We start from the raw sequence: 17,417 nt of genomic DNA, 5'->3' as shown, positions 1-17,417 counted from the left end.
CCATTTGTCTGGTTTGATAGGCCTGTTGACCATACCGGGATGAAGCCGAAATTATTGATTTTTGTTTAATATTTATGGGTTTTCTGCATTAGAGAAGGTAAGGAAAAGAATTTTGGTTTATTCACATCATATGAATCTTAAGCGACCATTATGTATTTCGATAAGCTTTTAAAGGCGACTTCTTTTTTTATGCAAACACAAGCAGTGTAAATAGGTTATTAAACTATGAAGAAGAGCTTATTAACAGGAAAAACGATTGTGATAACGGGTGCGTCCAGTGGTGCGGGACGAGCAGCGGCCCTGGAGTTTGCTCCATATGGTGTGGGCCTGGTGCTGGCAGCGCGAAATGAAGTTGCCTTAGATGAGTTAGCTGGCGAGTGCGGAGTATTAGGTTCAGATGCGCTGGTTGTTGTAACCGATGTAACCGATCCTAAAGCCCTGATCAATTTGGCTAATGCCGCAAAGGATTGGCAAGGTCAAATTGATGTATGGATCAATAATGCGGGTGTACTTGCAGCCGGCGATTTTGACAAAACACCAATGGAGGTACATGCACAAGTGATCGAAACCAATTTATTAGGTTATATGAATGGTACACACGCGGTTATGCCCATTTTTAAAGAACAGCAAAAAGGTATCCTGATCAATAACATATCAATAGGCGGTTTTTTACCTGTACCTTATGGCGCAGGTTATACAGCCAGTAAATTTGGCTTACGTGGTTTTTCTGAAGCTATCAAAGCAGAACTGACCAAATGGCCGGATATTTATGTTTGCGACCTTTTCCCTGCCTTTTTGGATACACCTGGTGTACTGCATGCGGCAAACTATACGGAACGGACATTAAAACCAGCCCCGCCTGTTTACGATCCAAAAAGGGTGGCACAGGCCATGGTAAAGGTGGCTATGCATCCAAAGGCAAATACTTATGTTGGCAGCGCATCTTTATTGCTGAAGCTATCACACGCTATATTCCCTGAGTTAACTACAAAAATAACAGGTGCTGTAATGCGTCGTTACTTTAATGCTGCAGAGCCAATGGCATCCACCAACGGGAATCTTTTTAATACGGTTAATTACGGTATGAGCGCTAATGGAGGCTTTGGTTCGCCTGGTAAACCAAAGGCACATCGCAAATATATAATAGCTGGTCTTTTGGCAGGGATTGCAACAGGCCTTTACTTATTCAATTCCAAAAAATGATAAAGCTAACGTGTTAGAAGAGGGGCGCGAACGATCCTTTTCTGGATACGTTTATTGCTGCTTCTGTTTCTGATACCTGCTCAATTTTACTTTATGATTTTCTTTGGCGGCGTCAATGGAATGGGTACGTGTAAGATTATCTTCCTTGTGGGCAAGGTTGGATAGTTGTATATAAAATTTGTGTAACCGGTCAAGTTCTTCTTCGGTTAGGTCCTCAACATCAACCATGCGGTTACTGGTGCCTTCATGCGAGGCCAGGAGTTCATTCAATTTCAAATGAATGGCTTTTGAATCCTTGTTTTGTGATTTTTGGATCAGGAAAACCATTAAAAAGGTAATAATAGTAGTACCGGTATTGATGATGAGTTGCCAGGTATCTGAATACTTAAAAATAGGACCCGTTATGAGCCAAATGACAATAGCAGAAACTGCAAAAATGAAGGCCCCGGAACTGCCGGTAGCTATAGTTGCCCAGTTTGCAAATCGTTCAAATAAATTTTTTTTCTTGGTCATGATTGCTGCGTTTATTCGGTAAAATTTTATTTACTACAAAGCAATGTGGGTTAATGTTTGACTGTATTATTTAATTTATTACTTAATAATTTACTAATTAGTAAATAATTGACAGAATAAGTAAAACTTTTACTTTTAGTCGGGGTTATTAGTATACATCTTAAATTATAAATCAAATACCTATGGCAACTTTAACAAAAGGCGGAAATAAAACCGCGACAACAAAAAACGGGAAAATGGAAAATTCAGAATTTCATGAATTTTTTGTAGACGAACTGAAAGACATATACTGGGCAGAAAAACACCTGGTAAAGGCTTTACCAAAAATGAAAAAGGCTGCAACGAGTCCTGAGCTGGCGGCCGCGTTTGATAAACATACGCAGGAGACTCAAACACACGTTGATACGCTGGAAAAGGTATTTGAATTACTTGGAGAAAAAGTAGCAGCTAAAAAATGTGATGCAATGGCCGGTTTGCTGGAAGAAGCCAACGGTATTATTGAAGACACCACAGCCGGGACTTTAATCCGTGATGCTGGCCTGATCTTGGCGGCTCAAAAGGTAGAACATTATGAGATAGCTACTTACGGCACCCTTAGGGTTTTTGCACAAAACATGGGACACGCAGATGTGGAAAGGCTGTTATCTCAAACACTTGAAAATGAAAAGGCCACTGATGTGGCTCTGACAAATGTTGCTGAAAGTTTTATTAATGAACAGGCCGCTGCCGAATAAGCTGTAATGCCGCGGCTAAAACTGATCAATATGACCACCGAATATAAGATTCGGTGGTTTATTTTTTGTCTTAAAAACCGAATTACCTCTCGTTCAGTATTCAGCGTCTTTATATATAATTATCAAGTAAATGATTAATAATTTGTATTTATCAAGTAAATGATTGATATATTTGTATTATCAAGTAAATACTTGATAAAGTGAACTCATGGAAAAATACGCGGTTTTAACGGGTGATATCATCAACTTTACCAGTTTAAAGGATAAAGACAGGCTAAATCTTATTAATAAAACAGAAGTTTTAATAAAATCCTGGGTTAAGCAACCCAACCTTGCTGAAGTATTCCGGGGCGATAGCTACCAGCTAATGATGGGGGATACCGGAGAAGCTATAAAAAAAGGCATTCAACTGATCTGCTGGTTTAAGAAACATTCTGACAATAAAAACAAAATCAGCTTAGGTTCACGGGTTTCAATTGGGATAGGCAGTATTGCTTATAATGGCAAATCTGTATTAGATTCTGATGGAGAGGCTTTCCACCTGTCAGGAAGAAATTTTGATAAAATGGCGGATAATGAAATATTAAGAATCAATACCGCCGATGAGCGTATTAACGAACAAATTGCGATAATCCTTACATTTGTGAATATCATTATAAACCAATGGACAACCAGTCAGGCTGAAGTGATCTTTTTGGCCATAAATGGCTACACACAAACCAAAATGGCCGAAGAATTAGGAATACAACAAGGTGCAGTAAATAATAGGCTGAGGGTAGCTAACTGGAAAACCATACAGGAAGGAATTGATTACATTATACAATTAATTAAAGAATAGGATATGCTGACAGGTTTATTGCTACGATTAATTACAGCGCATTTACTTACCGACTTTGTATTTCAGCCCACTGCATGGGTAATTGACCGAAAACAAAATAAAATAAGATCAATCGGTTTACTATGGCATGTATGCCTCACAACATTATTTGCTTACGCTTTTTCGGGCTTATACAATTGCTGGTGGATACCCCTGGTTATTTTTATTTCGCATTACCTCATTGACATTATAAAATCTTATCTGCCCGATAATATATATACTTTCCTGGCAGACCAAGCCATGCACCTGTTGGTAATCACTATAATTTGGTTAATGGTTGATCATCAATGGGCCGCGATCATAGCAGAATTACGTGAAATAACCACAAATAACAATTTTTGGATATTAACTTTAGGCTATATACTGGTAACATGGCCGTTAGGCATATTGATAGGAATGGCAACAAGCAAATGGCGGAATGAATTGGCTACAACTGAGAGCGCGAGAGAAGGACTGGCTGATGCAGGTAAATGGATAGGAATATGTGAAAGGGCCTTGATTTTAACCTTTGTATTAACCAATCAGTATACTGCTATCGGCTTCCTGATGACTGCCAAATCCATACTTAGATTTGGTGATAAGGATAAAAAGACTGAGAAGAAAACAGAATATATACTTGTAGGCACATTGTTTAGTTTCGCTGCTTCCGCATTACTTGGGGTTATCCTGTCTTATGCAATTAAATAATTAATATTACTCGTCAGTCTGGAATAAAAGCGGTTTATCAAAAAGGGAAGGGGAGGACCGGAAATCATGAAAAAGCGCTCCGTATCTCACCCCGGAGCGCTTCAATGTTCCTACAAACATCGATCAACTAAACTCAGATCTCTACAATCTAAGGTCTTGGCAATTTCATAAAATCGTTGTATTTAAGCGCACGTTTTATTGAAATTATATGGTCAGTAACAAGCTTTTTACAGCATATTATATTTTTTGATATTATTATTAAAATTTATGAAATGGGCATAAATACGCCTCCAATGCAATTGCGTTAGCTGCTGTTTATATTATAAAAGAATATTATAAACTTAAAGGGAGCTGATAATAGTTCGCGATATATTGCGGATAATCTATCAAAGTCAGTTTAATCGGTTGGTATGTATGCATACTTATCGGGCGGGCATAAGACCAATTAATAAAATAGCTGACAATAAAGGATAGTGAACAATAATCGGGACTATTTATCCGAGGTGCCTTGGTGGTTGTTTAGGCATTACGATATAACAACTGGTTTCTGGTTGAAAATAAGCCGTATTAAACGGAGTAATTGTAGTTAAAGGTGATTCAAGAACAACATTAAGAGCGGTAATATCCAAAAAATCCATTTGTATAACCTTTACAGGAGGAACATGTTCTTTCTGTGGAACAGGTATGTCCTTAATGGGTTCGGCATGGAGTATGTTGTGCGCGTTCAGTATGGTTGCACGATAATTTGGAATGCATTTAAGAAATAAAGCATGGCGGGTTACCCGCATCTGCACATAATTATAGGCATTATTACCAAAGCGTATTTGCCCGCTTATATTTTCATATTTAACCCAATCCCTGATGCCCGGAAGATTGACAGGTACTTTTACCTCTTCCAGATCATGAGTATTGTACAGGCCTTTGGACGCTTGTTCATTAAAAAACTTATCAGCGCAATAGGTAAGGTATTGATGTAAAGCGGTATCGCCAACCAAGCTATAAAGGTGGAGGAATAACAGTAATATGGCCGCAACTTTTTTCAATAGGTATTATTCGTAATATGTACCGTAAATATAAAATAAGTTCGCCGTTTATGCAACTTTTAGCAGGTTATTTCTTAACTAATTCATGCTTATTTATACTTAAAAGCTTAATATTTGTGGTATGATTAATTTTTGACTGCCCGTGCTGCCGGGATGCCTGTATTTTTAAGTATAACAAACGGAATACGTGTATTCCAGGTAGGTTTTAATCCATCTTCATTGATAAAGCCTAAGGCATAATTCCCCAGTATAATATCTGGTTTTCCATCTGCATTGTAATCGGCTACATCCATGCATATCCACCGGCCTTCGCTCGCCAACGGTAAATGATGCGGAACAAAATGCAAGGGCCGGTCCTGTTCAAAATAGGTAAATCCCTCGTTAACGTTATTTTTCAGATCCGAAAAAAACGCGATTAAAGCAATGTCAAGTTTACCATCGCCATTAAAATCTGCTGCTATTGCTTTGGTAGCACCGTTTACAGGATAAAAGTATGCTTGTTTGTATTTGAAATTTCCCTGATTTAAATAAATATAAACTCCATGAAAAGGCTTTAGAATTTTTGAATAATCACTGTTATCACCACTGGTATATAATATATCCAGTTTTCCATCGTGGTTAAAATCAACAAGCTGAAAACTGCTGGACCCATAAACAGGTGGAAACTTTAAAAGGTTAGTAGTAGTAAAGCCGCCTTTATGATCATTCAAAAATAACCAAATCCCTTCATCAGCCTGCGCAAACAAACAAACAACATCGGGCCATCCGTCATGATTAAAATCACCGATAACGGCATGTTCCGCACCGGGCATAGTACTAATGGTTCTTTTTTCAAAAGATTTATTTACTGATTGCTTATACCAGTATAGCCCTCCCATATTGTGGCCGAAGCCACATATCAACCTGTCTTCGAGCCCGTCCTTATCAAAATCTGCAGATAAAGACTGCACCGGTCGCGGCAGCTTATCCGCAATTATTTTATTTTCCTGGTTGTCTGATGGATCAAGCATGATATCGGTTAGATAACCGTTTGATATATCAATGGCATCCATGGACCCAATAAATGTAAAGGAACCCAATTTGTGTCCCCGGGCATCTATCCTGAACTGAACATCAACAGCTGGCGAATTATAGGAGTGGGATGATTGCAATTTTAATTGATTTGACCATTGATAAATACTGTTATTCAATCTGTTACTGGTAATAATCGTATGGCCAATGGTGTCAAATGCTACCAGTGTGGTTGTAGCAGCCGATCCCTTATCATTGACTGGTTTTAATAAAGTGAAAACACCCCAATCATTAACCGGAGCAACTGGTACCGCAGCTCGCTTAAGTGCTTTTGGCGATGCGGTTTTATAATAATTGACTATTTTCAACCAGTCTTCGTAGGGTAGGGCCGAATTAGAAGACGGGGCATTTACATACATGTCTTCTGCATAAACCTTTATACCCAAATGGGGCGCCATAGCTGGTAGTACATGTTTTACCCATGTTTCCTGGTCAAGCATTTCTGCTCCTACATATTGGTGACAGCTTTTACAATATTTTTCTGAAAGGGATTTGCCGTCATTTTTGGTAGTATCTTTTTTATTATCCTGGTTGCAATTGATGGAAACGAAACAAATAGCAGTTATAAATAAACACCCTATGAAAGGGATAATGTGATGTTTTTTTAATGCCATTGTTCTCTGTAGCGTGTAGTTTGGGGATTTTATACTATTATGATTTAATGAAGATAATGTAAAGAGGCAACCGGGGCTGCCTCTTTACATTATTCTGCTTTGTTTTATTAAATTAATAACCTGGGTTTTGTTTCAAATTAGCAACGCCTCCTATAGTTTCAATATCTATTTGCGGTTGTGGTATTGGATAATACTCATTTTTATTTGGCGTAAAATGAGCTCCGGCTACGTCGCTTATTGTTTTGCCATCAAAATTAAAGTAATTGGCCAAAGCCTGCTGCGCTATTCCCCAGCGGGAGATGTCGAAAAATCGGTGACCTTCCATACCTAACTCCAGTTTACGCTCAAAGTAAATAGCTTTTAATGCTAAAGCCTGACTTGAAAAATAACCGGCCGGATATGGACTAATCACATATTTTGCTGCTGGAGTAGTGGTATATCCTGCCATTGGGGCCTTTGGATCCTGATAGGTATATACAAAACCTGCGGTGTTGGCAGCTCTTGTACGTACGCGGTTAACATAAGCCAAACCTAAATCGCCGCTGCCTAATTGTGCTTTAGCCTCTGCAGCCATCAATAAAACGTCGGCAAACCGAATAATGTTAACCTGGTTGGCCGAACCTGGTGCCCAGGAATGACTATCTGCATATTTACCCTGTGTTGCCTGGAAATAAACATTCTTTTTAGGAGAGTAAGGGCCAGCAGAACTTTGCTCACGGATCCAGGCCTGGCCTGGGTGGTTACCCCAATCAAGGTAAGGTATGCCACGGCGGCCAACTGTCCAGTCTAAACGCGGATCAACATTGCCGGCATCAGGGGTAAAGGCAGTAGTTGAGGAAATATTCATATCGGTAACGAGCGGGTGTGAATTATAATCATCCAAATAAGGTAAACCCGCAGCATCTGTACGGAAGGAGTTTGCCAGATCCTCGGAAGGCTGGAAAAAACCGCAGCATGAAAAAGGGCCATTGTACGGAAAGTTCAGCATGTCAAAGTTATTTGCCTCGCTGATTGTATTGGTACCATCATTTGCAGCTTGTTGTATTGCAAATACGGTTTCCTTGCTGTTTTTGGTTGCGGCGCTAAAGTTATCTTCATAATTATCCACTAATCCGTAAGCTACACCGGCAGGGTTGGTTCCACTTGTTATAACTTCTGTAAATGTTTTATCTGCTTCAGTATACTTTTTCTCATATAAGTATGTTTTTGCAAGATATGCACCAGCAGCCCATTTGTTAACACGGCCTATCTGCGCTTGGGTTCCTGGCAAGTTGGCGTAAGCATACTGAAAGTCGGCTTCGATTTTCGGCCATATATCCGCATCGTTTGGCTGTACATAGTTTACAGTGGTTTCGTCAATATAAGGTATTTTATTAAATAACTTTTTCAGATCAAAATAATAGTGTGCACGTAAAAACCTGGCCTGAGCTGCTATTACCGTCCTGTTAGCATCAGTAATGGATGGAACCTGGGCTAAGGCCTTAAGCACGTTGTTGGCCCTGGTTATTCCCTCATAATTAGCTTTCCATTTACTGTTTAAAAAGCCATTACTGGCATCAACCGTAAATGTTGCTATTGAATTTATTGCAGGCTGGTCAGTACCGCTACTGCCTTTGTGCGCATCGCCACCGGCAACACTTCCATAAATCCAGTTATCGGGTGCTGTTTCCCAGGGACCGCCGCCGCCAAAAGCAACATTGGTTCCTTGCTGGCCATCAAGGGCCGAATAAGCACCGATCAAAAGACCATCAACCCCGGCGGGTGTATTTACATTTTCAACACTTAATGCTCCTAAAGCGGGTTGATCTAAGTAGGCTTTTTTACACGAATTCTGTATGATACCAGCTGCAATTAACGCATAGACTGATAAACGTTGTATACTTTTCATAATTTCTGAATGATTAAAATTTAACTTGTACACCAATTAAATAAGTACGCACCGGGGAGTAATTACCACGGTCGACACCAAAGCTTGTACTGCTGGTACTGGCAGCGCCGGTACTGATACCTGTGGTACTGTTAATAGTAGTTGTACTGCTACCACCACCTACAATTTCGGGATCAACACCTGAGTATTTAGTTATGGTAATTAAGTTAGCGCCTGATAAATAAACCCTGAACCTGTCGATACCTATTGTTTTTAATATTTGAGGATCAAAAGTATAACCTATTTGTAAGTTGCGTAAACGCAGGTAAGAACCATTTTCTACATAATAGGAGTTAGGTACAGTATTGGTACTGAATGAACCATCAATTTCCTGAATAGGTGCTTTAGCATCCATGTGAGTGGGCGTCCAGGAATCATATAATGCTGTTTTACTTTTTGCACCCTGGAAGTTTGCGTAAAAGTCAGTCCACCATTTAACGTCATTCCATATTTTATTGCCATAAGAGCCATACCAGAACATGCTCAAATCAAATCTTTTATAGGAAAAGTCAAGATTAAGCCCGCCGGTAAATTTGGGGTTGGGATTGCCAAGCAGTGTACGGTCATCCGCTGTTATCTTCCCGTCGCCGTTTATATCGGCATATTTAAAACGGCCCACCGCGGCGTCATTCTGATATGTTCCACCAGCTGCTGCATTGGCTGCATCGATCTCGGCTTTTGAATCCCAAAAACCATCGGTTTTATAGCCAAAGAAACCGCCTACAGGGCCACCAACCTGGTTACGTACTATTGAACTGCCATTAAAACGGCCCGCGTTCTGATCAAAATAAGGTTGACCTAATGTAACTGCTTTAATTACGTTGTGATAAGTAGTAAAGGTTAACGTCGCATTCATTTTCAGATCATGCGTCAGGTTGGTATGCGTTGTAATGGCTAAATCCAAACCTGTATTGGTCATTTCGCCTGAATTGGTATATGGTTGCGTTGCTACCCCTGCAGTACCCGGAAGATTTGGATTAAATAGCAGGTCGCTGATTATCTTTTTATAATAATCTGCGGAGATCTCTAATTTCTGGTTGAAGAACGAACCATCAAAACCAATATTTAAGTTTTTATCCTTCTCCCACTTTGCATCAGGGTTACCATATTGGGTTTGTGTTAAACCAGGAACCGTACTGGTTGAGGAACCAGTTATATCATAATAGGAATTGGTTTTGTTAACACCAAATGTAGTAAAGGCGTTAGATGGTGTAACGTTAATCTGGTTACCCATAATACCATAACCACCCCTTATCTTTAAATCATTTATCCAGCTTGCGCCTTTTAAGAATTCTTCCTGAGATATACGCCAGCCAGCGCTTACTGCCGGGAACCAGCCTGTTTGATAGTTTTTAAACCTGGATGAACCATCACGGCGTATAGTTGCATTTAAAAGATATTTATCATTATAAGTATAATCTAAACGGGCTAAATAAGAGAATAACTTATCTCTTTGTAAATTACTATAGGCGGTAGGAGTGCCCGTGCCGGTAGATATTGTGGTATAGTCAGGGTCAAATATAAAATAGCCGGTGTTTGAAGCACCTAATGTTTGATACCTGTTTTTGTAAGCCTCTGTACCTACCAATACCTTGATGTCGTGTTTAGCGATGGTTTGGTGATAGGTTAATGTATTTGTCCAGGTGTAATCATACGCGTTGTATGAATTCTCTGCATAAGAGTTTGTACTTACATTTTCAGAATTTTCATATTCAGGATACGTAAAGTTGTGGTTATAGTCTGAATAGTATTCACCACCAAATTGCGTGCGCAGGGTAAAATACTTCAGGAAATCTACTTCTGCAAACACGTTTCCAAATAACCTGTTCAATGCACCGTAATTATTTTTGGTACGGTCTGCTATAGCAACAGGATTCCTGGCGTTGCCTAAGTTGGCTGTATTTGAACCCGCGTAATTACCCATAATGTCATATACAGGAATGATGGGTTGCTCACGGAATGACATACCAATTGATGTGCCTTCGTCATTTTGATTTACCTGCGGATTTTCTGTTAAAGAATAAGAAAAGTTTTCGCCTACCCTGATGTGCTTGGTTATATTAAAGCTGGTATTTGCCCTTATGGTATAACGTTTATCGTAAGTATTTTTTAATGTACCCTGCTGATTAAAGTAATTCATTGAAAATAAATACGTTGCCACATCAGAGCTACCACTTACGTTCAAATTATGACTTTGTATAGGCGCAGAGCTAAATATTTCATGATACCAGTCTGTACCTGCCTTATTTGCCTGGGTTATGCGATAAAAACCCGATGCATCTCCAGTTGTATAAAACGGATTAACGTTATACTTTGCCGGATCAACTGCCGGGTCGCCGGGGTGAATACCTGCCGGACCTGCACCTCCGGCGCTGATGTAATCAGGCAGGACATCTCCGTTAGGACCATATAAATTACTGTTGAAATTAGGCGTTATCCCTTTTAATGTAGCCGTATTTTGAATTGCCAGCCGGTTCAGGGCTGTCATTTCCTGGGGGTTAAGCAAATCATAAACATTACCACCTTTAGGTACCTGGGTACCGTAATAGGCATCGTAAGAAATGCTTGCTTTACCATTACCCTTTTTGGTGGTAATAATAATAACGCCATTTGCCGCGCGTGCACCGTAAATTGATGCCGAACTCGCATCCTTCAATACCTGCATACTGGCAACATCATTCGGGTTAATGTCCGTTACATTGGTTGTAGGCACACCATCAATTACATATAATGGCTGGTTGTTTCCAAATGTGTTGGCCCCACGAATTTTAACCGCAGGCGCTTCACCCGGTTGACCCGATGCAACTACAGTAACACCAGCCGCCTGGCCTTGTAACTGGTTTTCTACAGATGCAGTGGGCTGCCTGTTCAAGGCCGACACATCCACAACTGCAACAGCACCAACAAGGTCTTTTTTACGTTGTGAACCATAACCCGTAACAACAACTTCATTTAAAGAGTTGTTACCGGCCCTTAAGGTTATACTAAGGCTGGTATTGGTACCCACTGTTAAATCAGTTGATTGGTAGCCAATATAGGAGATGGTTATTACATCACCCTGTTTTAAACTTAGGGTGAAGTCGCCATTGGTATCCGTCACCGTGCCCGTTGAGGTTCCTTTGACCCGTACAGATGCGCCAATTACGGGTAGTTTGTCATCACTCCCAATGACTTTGCCATGGTACTTTGTTTGGGCCGTAACCCCCAGTGAAGATAGCAGGCAGCATAACAGCATACCGAGAAATCTTCGTTGTAGAAGTAAACTTTTAAGCATGATTTTTAATTAAATTGATTAATATATTGGTTAAGAAAATTGTGTTCATAAGCCGGTTAAAGCAATGGTAGAGACATTACAACCGGGTGTTAACTTTTTTGACTCAAAGCAATGGTAGAGACATTGCAGCCGGATATGGTTATGCGTTTAAGCAAATATCCAGGCAATAAAATTCTATTAGGCTTATTGTGTAGGCAATAACCAAATAGTAATCAAAAAAAACATGATACCTGCTCTTGTGTAGGCAAAAGCGGTTAATTTATAACAAAATATCTTTTCCGGGTTTAATTGTGAGATGAGCCTTGCGGCAGCAACACGGAAATGATAAACATATTACCAGAGTATATTATGAGATAAGCCCTTCGGCAATTACTGGTAAAATGATTAAATGAAGTAACAAATGCATTAATACATTTCCTACTTCAGGATGCTATAGTTTATTATTGTCAGTTTTAACATAGTATGTTATAAAAATATTAGGTAGAAATCATTTACCCTGATTGATAAATAATATTGGTTCGGCTACTAAAATAAATATAGTGTATTGTTTACACAAGTAGCTTTTAAGAATTGTAAATTAAATATTTTAATATATTTTAATTTGTCAATGTGTTAAAAATATTAATCAATTATTAATAAATATTGCGCAAAGTACAGCTAAAATTAAAAAAAGTTAAATCGAATATTTGCCCGTAGCATCGCAAACAGAATTGTATAATCCACTCGAAATAAGATATGCTCAAGCAAGAATGGACTTTAATAATCTCTTTTAAAACATTATACTCCCACAATAGCTAAATCAGAGGTGTTAAAATAATACCATCATTTAAAAATTTTAAGGTAGTTAATATTACCATGGAAGTTTATTCCTGTCTGAACCACCTACAGCATATCCAGCAATTGCCGCCTGTTATTCAGGCTGCCCACACCCTGAAATCACTCCCTATTTAATCATTCAATGGTAATATCTGCTGCTATATAATCGCAGGGGGGTACTCATAAAGCTCCCATATCCCCAATTGTGGTGATGTAGTTCCATATTGTGGTGATACCGCCCTCCCTATATTGGTGGCAGTGAAACAATGGGATGTGAAGCACATTTGCAGTGTAAAAATTATTTACCGGTTTGCAGCATATTAAAACAACTGACATTGCAGTAAACCAACATTAAACATAAAAATTAACAAGCTGGCCAGCGCGTATTTTTTTTGTAAAGCATAAAAACAAAAACAATTAAAAAAATCGACTATGAAAATTAACTTTCTAAAATCAAGTACTACACTTGGCCTGGCATTAGTACTTGGCCTTACATCTTGTTCAAAAGATAATAACAATAATTCTCCTTACAACTCCCCGCAGCCCCAGGCTCCTGCCGCAACCACAACTGTGCAGTTGGCCAATAATGCAAAATTTGGAAGCATTTTGACCGACAAAGCAGGACGTTCCTTATACAGCTTTTCTGTTGATGCAGCTGCCCAGTCAAATTGCAATGGTAACTGTGCAATAACATGGCCTGCTTTTTACGATCCAACCCCATCATTAGGAACAGGGCTAAAAAGTTCAGACTTTGGCGTGATAACCCGTGCCGATAACAGCAAACAAACCACGTATAAAGGGTGGCCGCTGTACTATTACTCAGGTGATAGCAAAGCAGGCGACACTAATGGAGATGGTATTGGCAAAACCTGGTTTGTGTCGAAACCTGATTATACTGTAATGCTGGCTAATGAGCAATTGCTTGGCGCCGATGGCGTAGCATACAACAGTCAGTATAAACCAGGTTCTGAGGTTGTACAATATATTACTGATGATTACGGCAGAACACTGTATAGCTTTATAAAAGATAAAGCCAATACTAACACTTATACTAAATCTGACTTTAGCAATGACAGTGTTTGGCCTATCAATCAAATTTCAAAGGTATTAAATGTGCCTTCCATTCTTGATAAATCAAAGTTTGGAACCATCACCGTATTCGGAAAACCGCAGTTAACTTTTAATGGCTGGCCAATGTACTTTTTTGGTGCAGATGCAGGTGTAAAAGGTAGCAATAAAGGTGTAAGTGTAGGGCCCGGCGCCTGGCCGGTTGAAAATACTACTACCCCTGCAGCTCCTGCAAACTAACAATAATAACTGTTGTACAATACAGGCGATCCTGTTGTCGCCTGTATTGTTATTTAAACTCAAGGTAATGTAATAATAAATATTTCGTAATAATTAAAAACGCAGGCAACCATATATTTGCCAATTACGTGGTAGGATAAAATAATGTTGTAACATCTATGAAATTAATTAACCGATGTATGACAGATCCTATTACTAAGTTTATAAAATCCACCTGTGTTAAATGAAATATCTTGCCGAATCCCCTCTGAACAAGTTGGTTACCATAAGTGTCTTTTTTTCTTTTCTAACAATTATTTTAAGTGCCGGTATGGCTGAAGCGCAGGTTGAAAAGCCTTTTTTTAGAAACATCGGAACCGAAAACGGACTATCACATGATAAAGTAAATTGTATTATGCAGGATCGGCGTGGTTTTTTATGGTTTGGTACCGAGGATGGTTTAAACCGTTATGATGGCCGGTTCTTTACCATATTTAAAAATCAGCCCAATGATACTACTTGTATTTCAGGCAATATCATAAAAGATCTGCATGAAGACAAAAACGGCATTATCTGGATAGCTACGGCCGATGGCGGACTTACACGGTACAATTATCATTTGCCAGCATTAAAGCAATTCAAACAATTTAAATACAATGCACATATTACTAATGGTATTCCGGAAAATAACATCAGTAAAATTGCAGAAGACGAAAACGGAAATTTATGGCTGGCTACCAGCAATAATTTTGTTGTAAGGTTTAATAAGCACAGTGAAAAATTTGATATGCCTGTAAAAAACGGCACCAGGAGCATTTTATCGTTGGCTATGGCTGGTCGGGATACCTTATGGGTAGGTAGGGCAGGAGGTGGTTTGTTAAAGATCAATACCAGCACACTTCAGTATAAGGTTGATGCCCGTTATAATAGTTTGTACGCAAAGCTGCCTCATACCGCTATAACTTCTATTTTTAAAAGTGGTGATAATACCATGTGGTACGGGGCATGGGACAAAAAATTATATAGTTATGAGCCTTTAACGCAGACAGAAAAACTATTTGAGCATACTATAGCTGAACCAGAAGAGCCTAATGATGAGATAGTATCATTTACAGAGGATAAGCGGAAAAATATATGGATGGCATGCCAAAGCACCGGAGTAGCCGTTTATGACCGTACCATGCATAGCTTTACAAGTTACAGGCATGACGGTAAGGACGGATCATTAATTGATAACAACGTAAACGCTGTATATACCGATAGGAGTGGCATTGTATGGATAGGTACAGATAATGGGATAAGTATACATGACCCGGTTTATTCGCCTTTTCAGCAATTCTTTTTGCCTAAAAATATAAATGGGGAAGACATCGCCATTTATGATTTTTACAGGGATGATCAATACAACCTGTGGATAGCAACCAGCGAAGGCATTTATATAAAACGGCATGGTAAAAATGGGTTTGAGCACAGAAAGATCATCTATAACGGGCAAACCCTGGCAGCTACCAAATTTTTTATAGATAAAGATAAAACGTTTTACTTAGGTACCGACTATACGTTGTTTAAGTATAATCAGGAAACCAACCAGGTTTCGCTTTTACCCAACACATCGTCAGACATGGTGATGAAGAAACTGATCAGTTCAAGGATAGTATCTATAGTACGTGATACTATTGCCAATCATCCGGTACTGGTGGTTTCACCTTACGGCCATTATATGACCTATTATGACCTGACTGATAGAAAATGGATATCGCGGGTTGATTCGGTAAAAAAGATAGTAAGGAACTTAAACATTAAAGATAACCTGATCAAGAAATTTTATAAAGATAAGAAAGGCGGCCTATGGCTTGCAACAGAACGCTTTGGCCTGGGCGACTGGCAGCAGGGTACTACGCCTATAAAATACTTTACCAATGATGTAGGCAATAACTCATCTATTAGTAGCAATGATGTTTATGATATAGAGGAAGATAAAAAGGGTAATTTATGGATAAGTACCTATGGTGGCGGGCTTAATTATTTCAACCCCAAAGCAGGCAAGTTTGTACACATCAAGGAATCGAGCAATTTAACCGAAGGAATGCAGGCCGATCTGCGCGGAAATGTTTGGATGATTTGTAATGGCCACATGCATGAGTATAACCCATTAACAAAAATATACAGCTGTTATGACCTGCCCAATCTTCAAAAAAACGGAGGGATTAAAGGGTATGTTTATAAGGATAATTATGGTAACCTGTATGCCGGAGGAGTGAATTTCTATATCTCGTTTAGTCCGATGGGTATCAGTAAAATAAAAAATGATCCGGATGTTTACTTTACCGATTTTAAGATATTCAATACCTCATATAGCCAACTACTCGAAAACAAAACCATCAGGTTAAACCATGCTCAAAATTATTTCTCCCTGGAGTTTTCTGCACCTGAATACAGCAGCAATCATATACATTACGATTATATGCTTGAGGGAGTTGATAAGGATTGGGTTGATGCAGACAGGCGCAACTTTGCAAGCTATTCAAACCTGCCGGGAGGCAAATACCTGTTTAAGGTAAGGGCCTGTAACTGGAAAGGCAGCTTTATAAATAAGTACACGTCTATTGTTATTATCATCAGCCCCCCGTTTTGGCTGCAATGGTGGTTTTATACACTGCTGGTTCTTATTATAGCACCGGTTTGTTACTTACTTTACCGGTACAGGATTAATGAGTTTCTTAAACGCCAATCAATCAGGAATGGGATAGCGCAGGACCTGCATGACCACATCGGCTCAACCTTAAGCAGTATATCCATTTACAGTAAAGTGGCTAAAATTTATCAGCAACAACAAAAAGAGGATAAACTGAAAGAGGTACTGCATACTATAGGCGAAACAGCCAATGAAACCATTACTGAAATGTCTGACATTGTATGGACCATAAACCCTAAAAATGATCATATGAACAGTATTGTTCAAAAAATACAATCATATGCCCAGCCACTTTGTGTAGCCCAAAATATTCACTTTAAATTTAATTGTGATAGTAAAGTTAAAAACCTGACACTTGAAATGGCTGCCAGGAAAAACTTTTTTCTGATACTGAAAGAGTCATTGAACAATGCAATAAAACATTCAGGATGTAAAAATCTAACGGTTAACATCAGCCTTAGTAATTACTACCTTGAATTGCATATACAGGACGATGGAATTGGGTTTGACCCGAGTCTTAAATATGCCGAAGTACCTACCTCGCGGGGGGGTAACGGGCTGGTTAATATCAAATCAAGGGCCGATGATTTGAATGCAAAACTTAAAATTGAAAGTGGAATTAATAAAGGAACCCAAGTAGCTCTGGCCTTTAGTATCCTGTGAGAAACCTCTTTAC

11 protein-coding genes are annotated in these 17,417 nt (G+C 39.1%); 6 read left to right on the top strand and 5 right to left on the bottom strand.

What is annotated here, in order from left to right; all coding sequences use genetic code 11:
- Nucleotides 1-225: 225 nt before the first annotated feature.
- A complete protein-coding gene (locus AC1DRQ_RS24240; RefSeq protein WP_477427634.1) occupies nt 226-1,203 on the top strand; it encodes an SDR family oxidoreductase in 978 nt (325 codons plus the stop codon).
- 51 nt (nt 1,204-1,254) lie between these two features.
- Here the strand turns inward: AC1DRQ_RS24240 and AC1DRQ_RS24235 are convergent, their stop codons facing one another.
- Nucleotides 1,255-1,716, bottom strand: coding sequence for a low affinity iron permease family protein (locus tag AC1DRQ_RS24235; protein ID WP_477427632.1), 462 nt, complete (start codon nt 1,714-1,716; stop codon nt 1,255-1,257).
- 182 nt (nt 1,717-1,898) lie between these two features.
- Between AC1DRQ_RS24235 and AC1DRQ_RS24230 the strand changes: the two genes are divergently transcribed.
- The 3 genes from AC1DRQ_RS24230 (at nt 1,899) to AC1DRQ_RS24220 (ending at nt 4,014) form a co-directional block, all read left to right on the top strand.
- Nucleotides 1,899-2,450, top strand: coding sequence for a YciE/YciF ferroxidase family protein (locus tag AC1DRQ_RS24230; protein ID WP_477427630.1), 552 nt, complete (start codon nt 1,899-1,901; stop codon nt 2,448-2,450).
- A 208-nt stretch (nt 2,451-2,658) separates the two neighbouring features.
- Nucleotides 2,659-3,288, top strand: coding sequence for a hypothetical protein (locus AC1DRQ_RS24225; protein WP_477427628.1), 630 nt, complete (start codon nt 2,659-2,661; stop codon nt 3,286-3,288).
- A 3-nt stretch (nt 3,289-3,291) separates the two neighbouring features.
- Nucleotides 3,292-4,014, top strand: coding sequence for a DUF3307 domain-containing protein (locus AC1DRQ_RS24220; protein ID WP_477427626.1), 723 nt, complete (start codon nt 3,292-3,294; stop codon nt 4,012-4,014).
- Nucleotides 4,015-4,508: 494 nt separating this feature from the next.
- Here the strand turns inward: AC1DRQ_RS24220 and AC1DRQ_RS24215 are convergent, their stop codons facing one another.
- The 4 genes from AC1DRQ_RS24215 to AC1DRQ_RS24200 form a co-directional block, all read right to left on the bottom strand.
- Complete coding sequence (locus AC1DRQ_RS24215) at nt 4,509-5,057, bottom strand: hypothetical protein (RefSeq protein ID WP_477427624.1); 549 nt, start codon at nt 5,055-5,057, stop codon at nt 4,509-4,511.
- Between the two features lie 125 nt (nt 5,058-5,182).
- The gene (locus AC1DRQ_RS24210) at nt 5,183-6,742 is read right to left on the bottom strand and encodes an FG-GAP repeat domain-containing protein (protein WP_477427622.1); all 1,560 of its coding nucleotides are present in this window, start codon (nt 6,740-6,742) and stop codon (nt 5,183-5,185) included.
- Between the two features lie 112 nt (nt 6,743-6,854).
- Nucleotides 6,855-8,630 (bottom strand): RagB/SusD family nutrient uptake outer membrane protein, encoded by a 1,776-nt coding sequence (locus AC1DRQ_RS24205; RefSeq protein WP_429397272.1) that lies wholly within the window; start codon nt 8,628-8,630, stop codon nt 6,855-6,857.
- Between the two features lie 13 nt (nt 8,631-8,643).
- Nucleotides 8,644-11,943, bottom strand: a complete 3,300-nt coding sequence (locus AC1DRQ_RS24200) for a SusC/RagA family TonB-linked outer membrane protein (protein ID WP_477427619.1) — start codon at nt 11,941-11,943, stop codon at nt 8,644-8,646.
- Nucleotides 11,944-13,191: 1,248 nt separating this feature from the next.
- Between AC1DRQ_RS24200 and AC1DRQ_RS24195 the strand changes: the two genes are divergently transcribed.
- On the top strand, nt 13,192-14,067 hold the full coding sequence (locus AC1DRQ_RS24195) for a hypothetical protein (RefSeq protein ID WP_477427617.1): 876 nt from the start codon (nt 13,192-13,194) through the stop codon (nt 14,065-14,067).
- A gap of 310 nt (nt 14,068-14,377) precedes the next feature.
- A complete protein-coding gene (locus AC1DRQ_RS24190) occupies nt 14,378-17,404 on the top strand; it encodes a ligand-binding sensor domain-containing protein (RefSeq protein ID WP_477427615.1) in 3,027 nt (1,008 codons plus the stop codon).
- Nucleotides 17,405-17,417: the final 13 nt, after the last annotated feature.

It is taken from the genome of Mucilaginibacter sp. P4_E8, assembly GCF_056401495.1.
The sequence above is the reverse complement of the archived record's forward strand: the minus strand, read 5'-3'. Positions and strand labels throughout refer to the sequence as shown.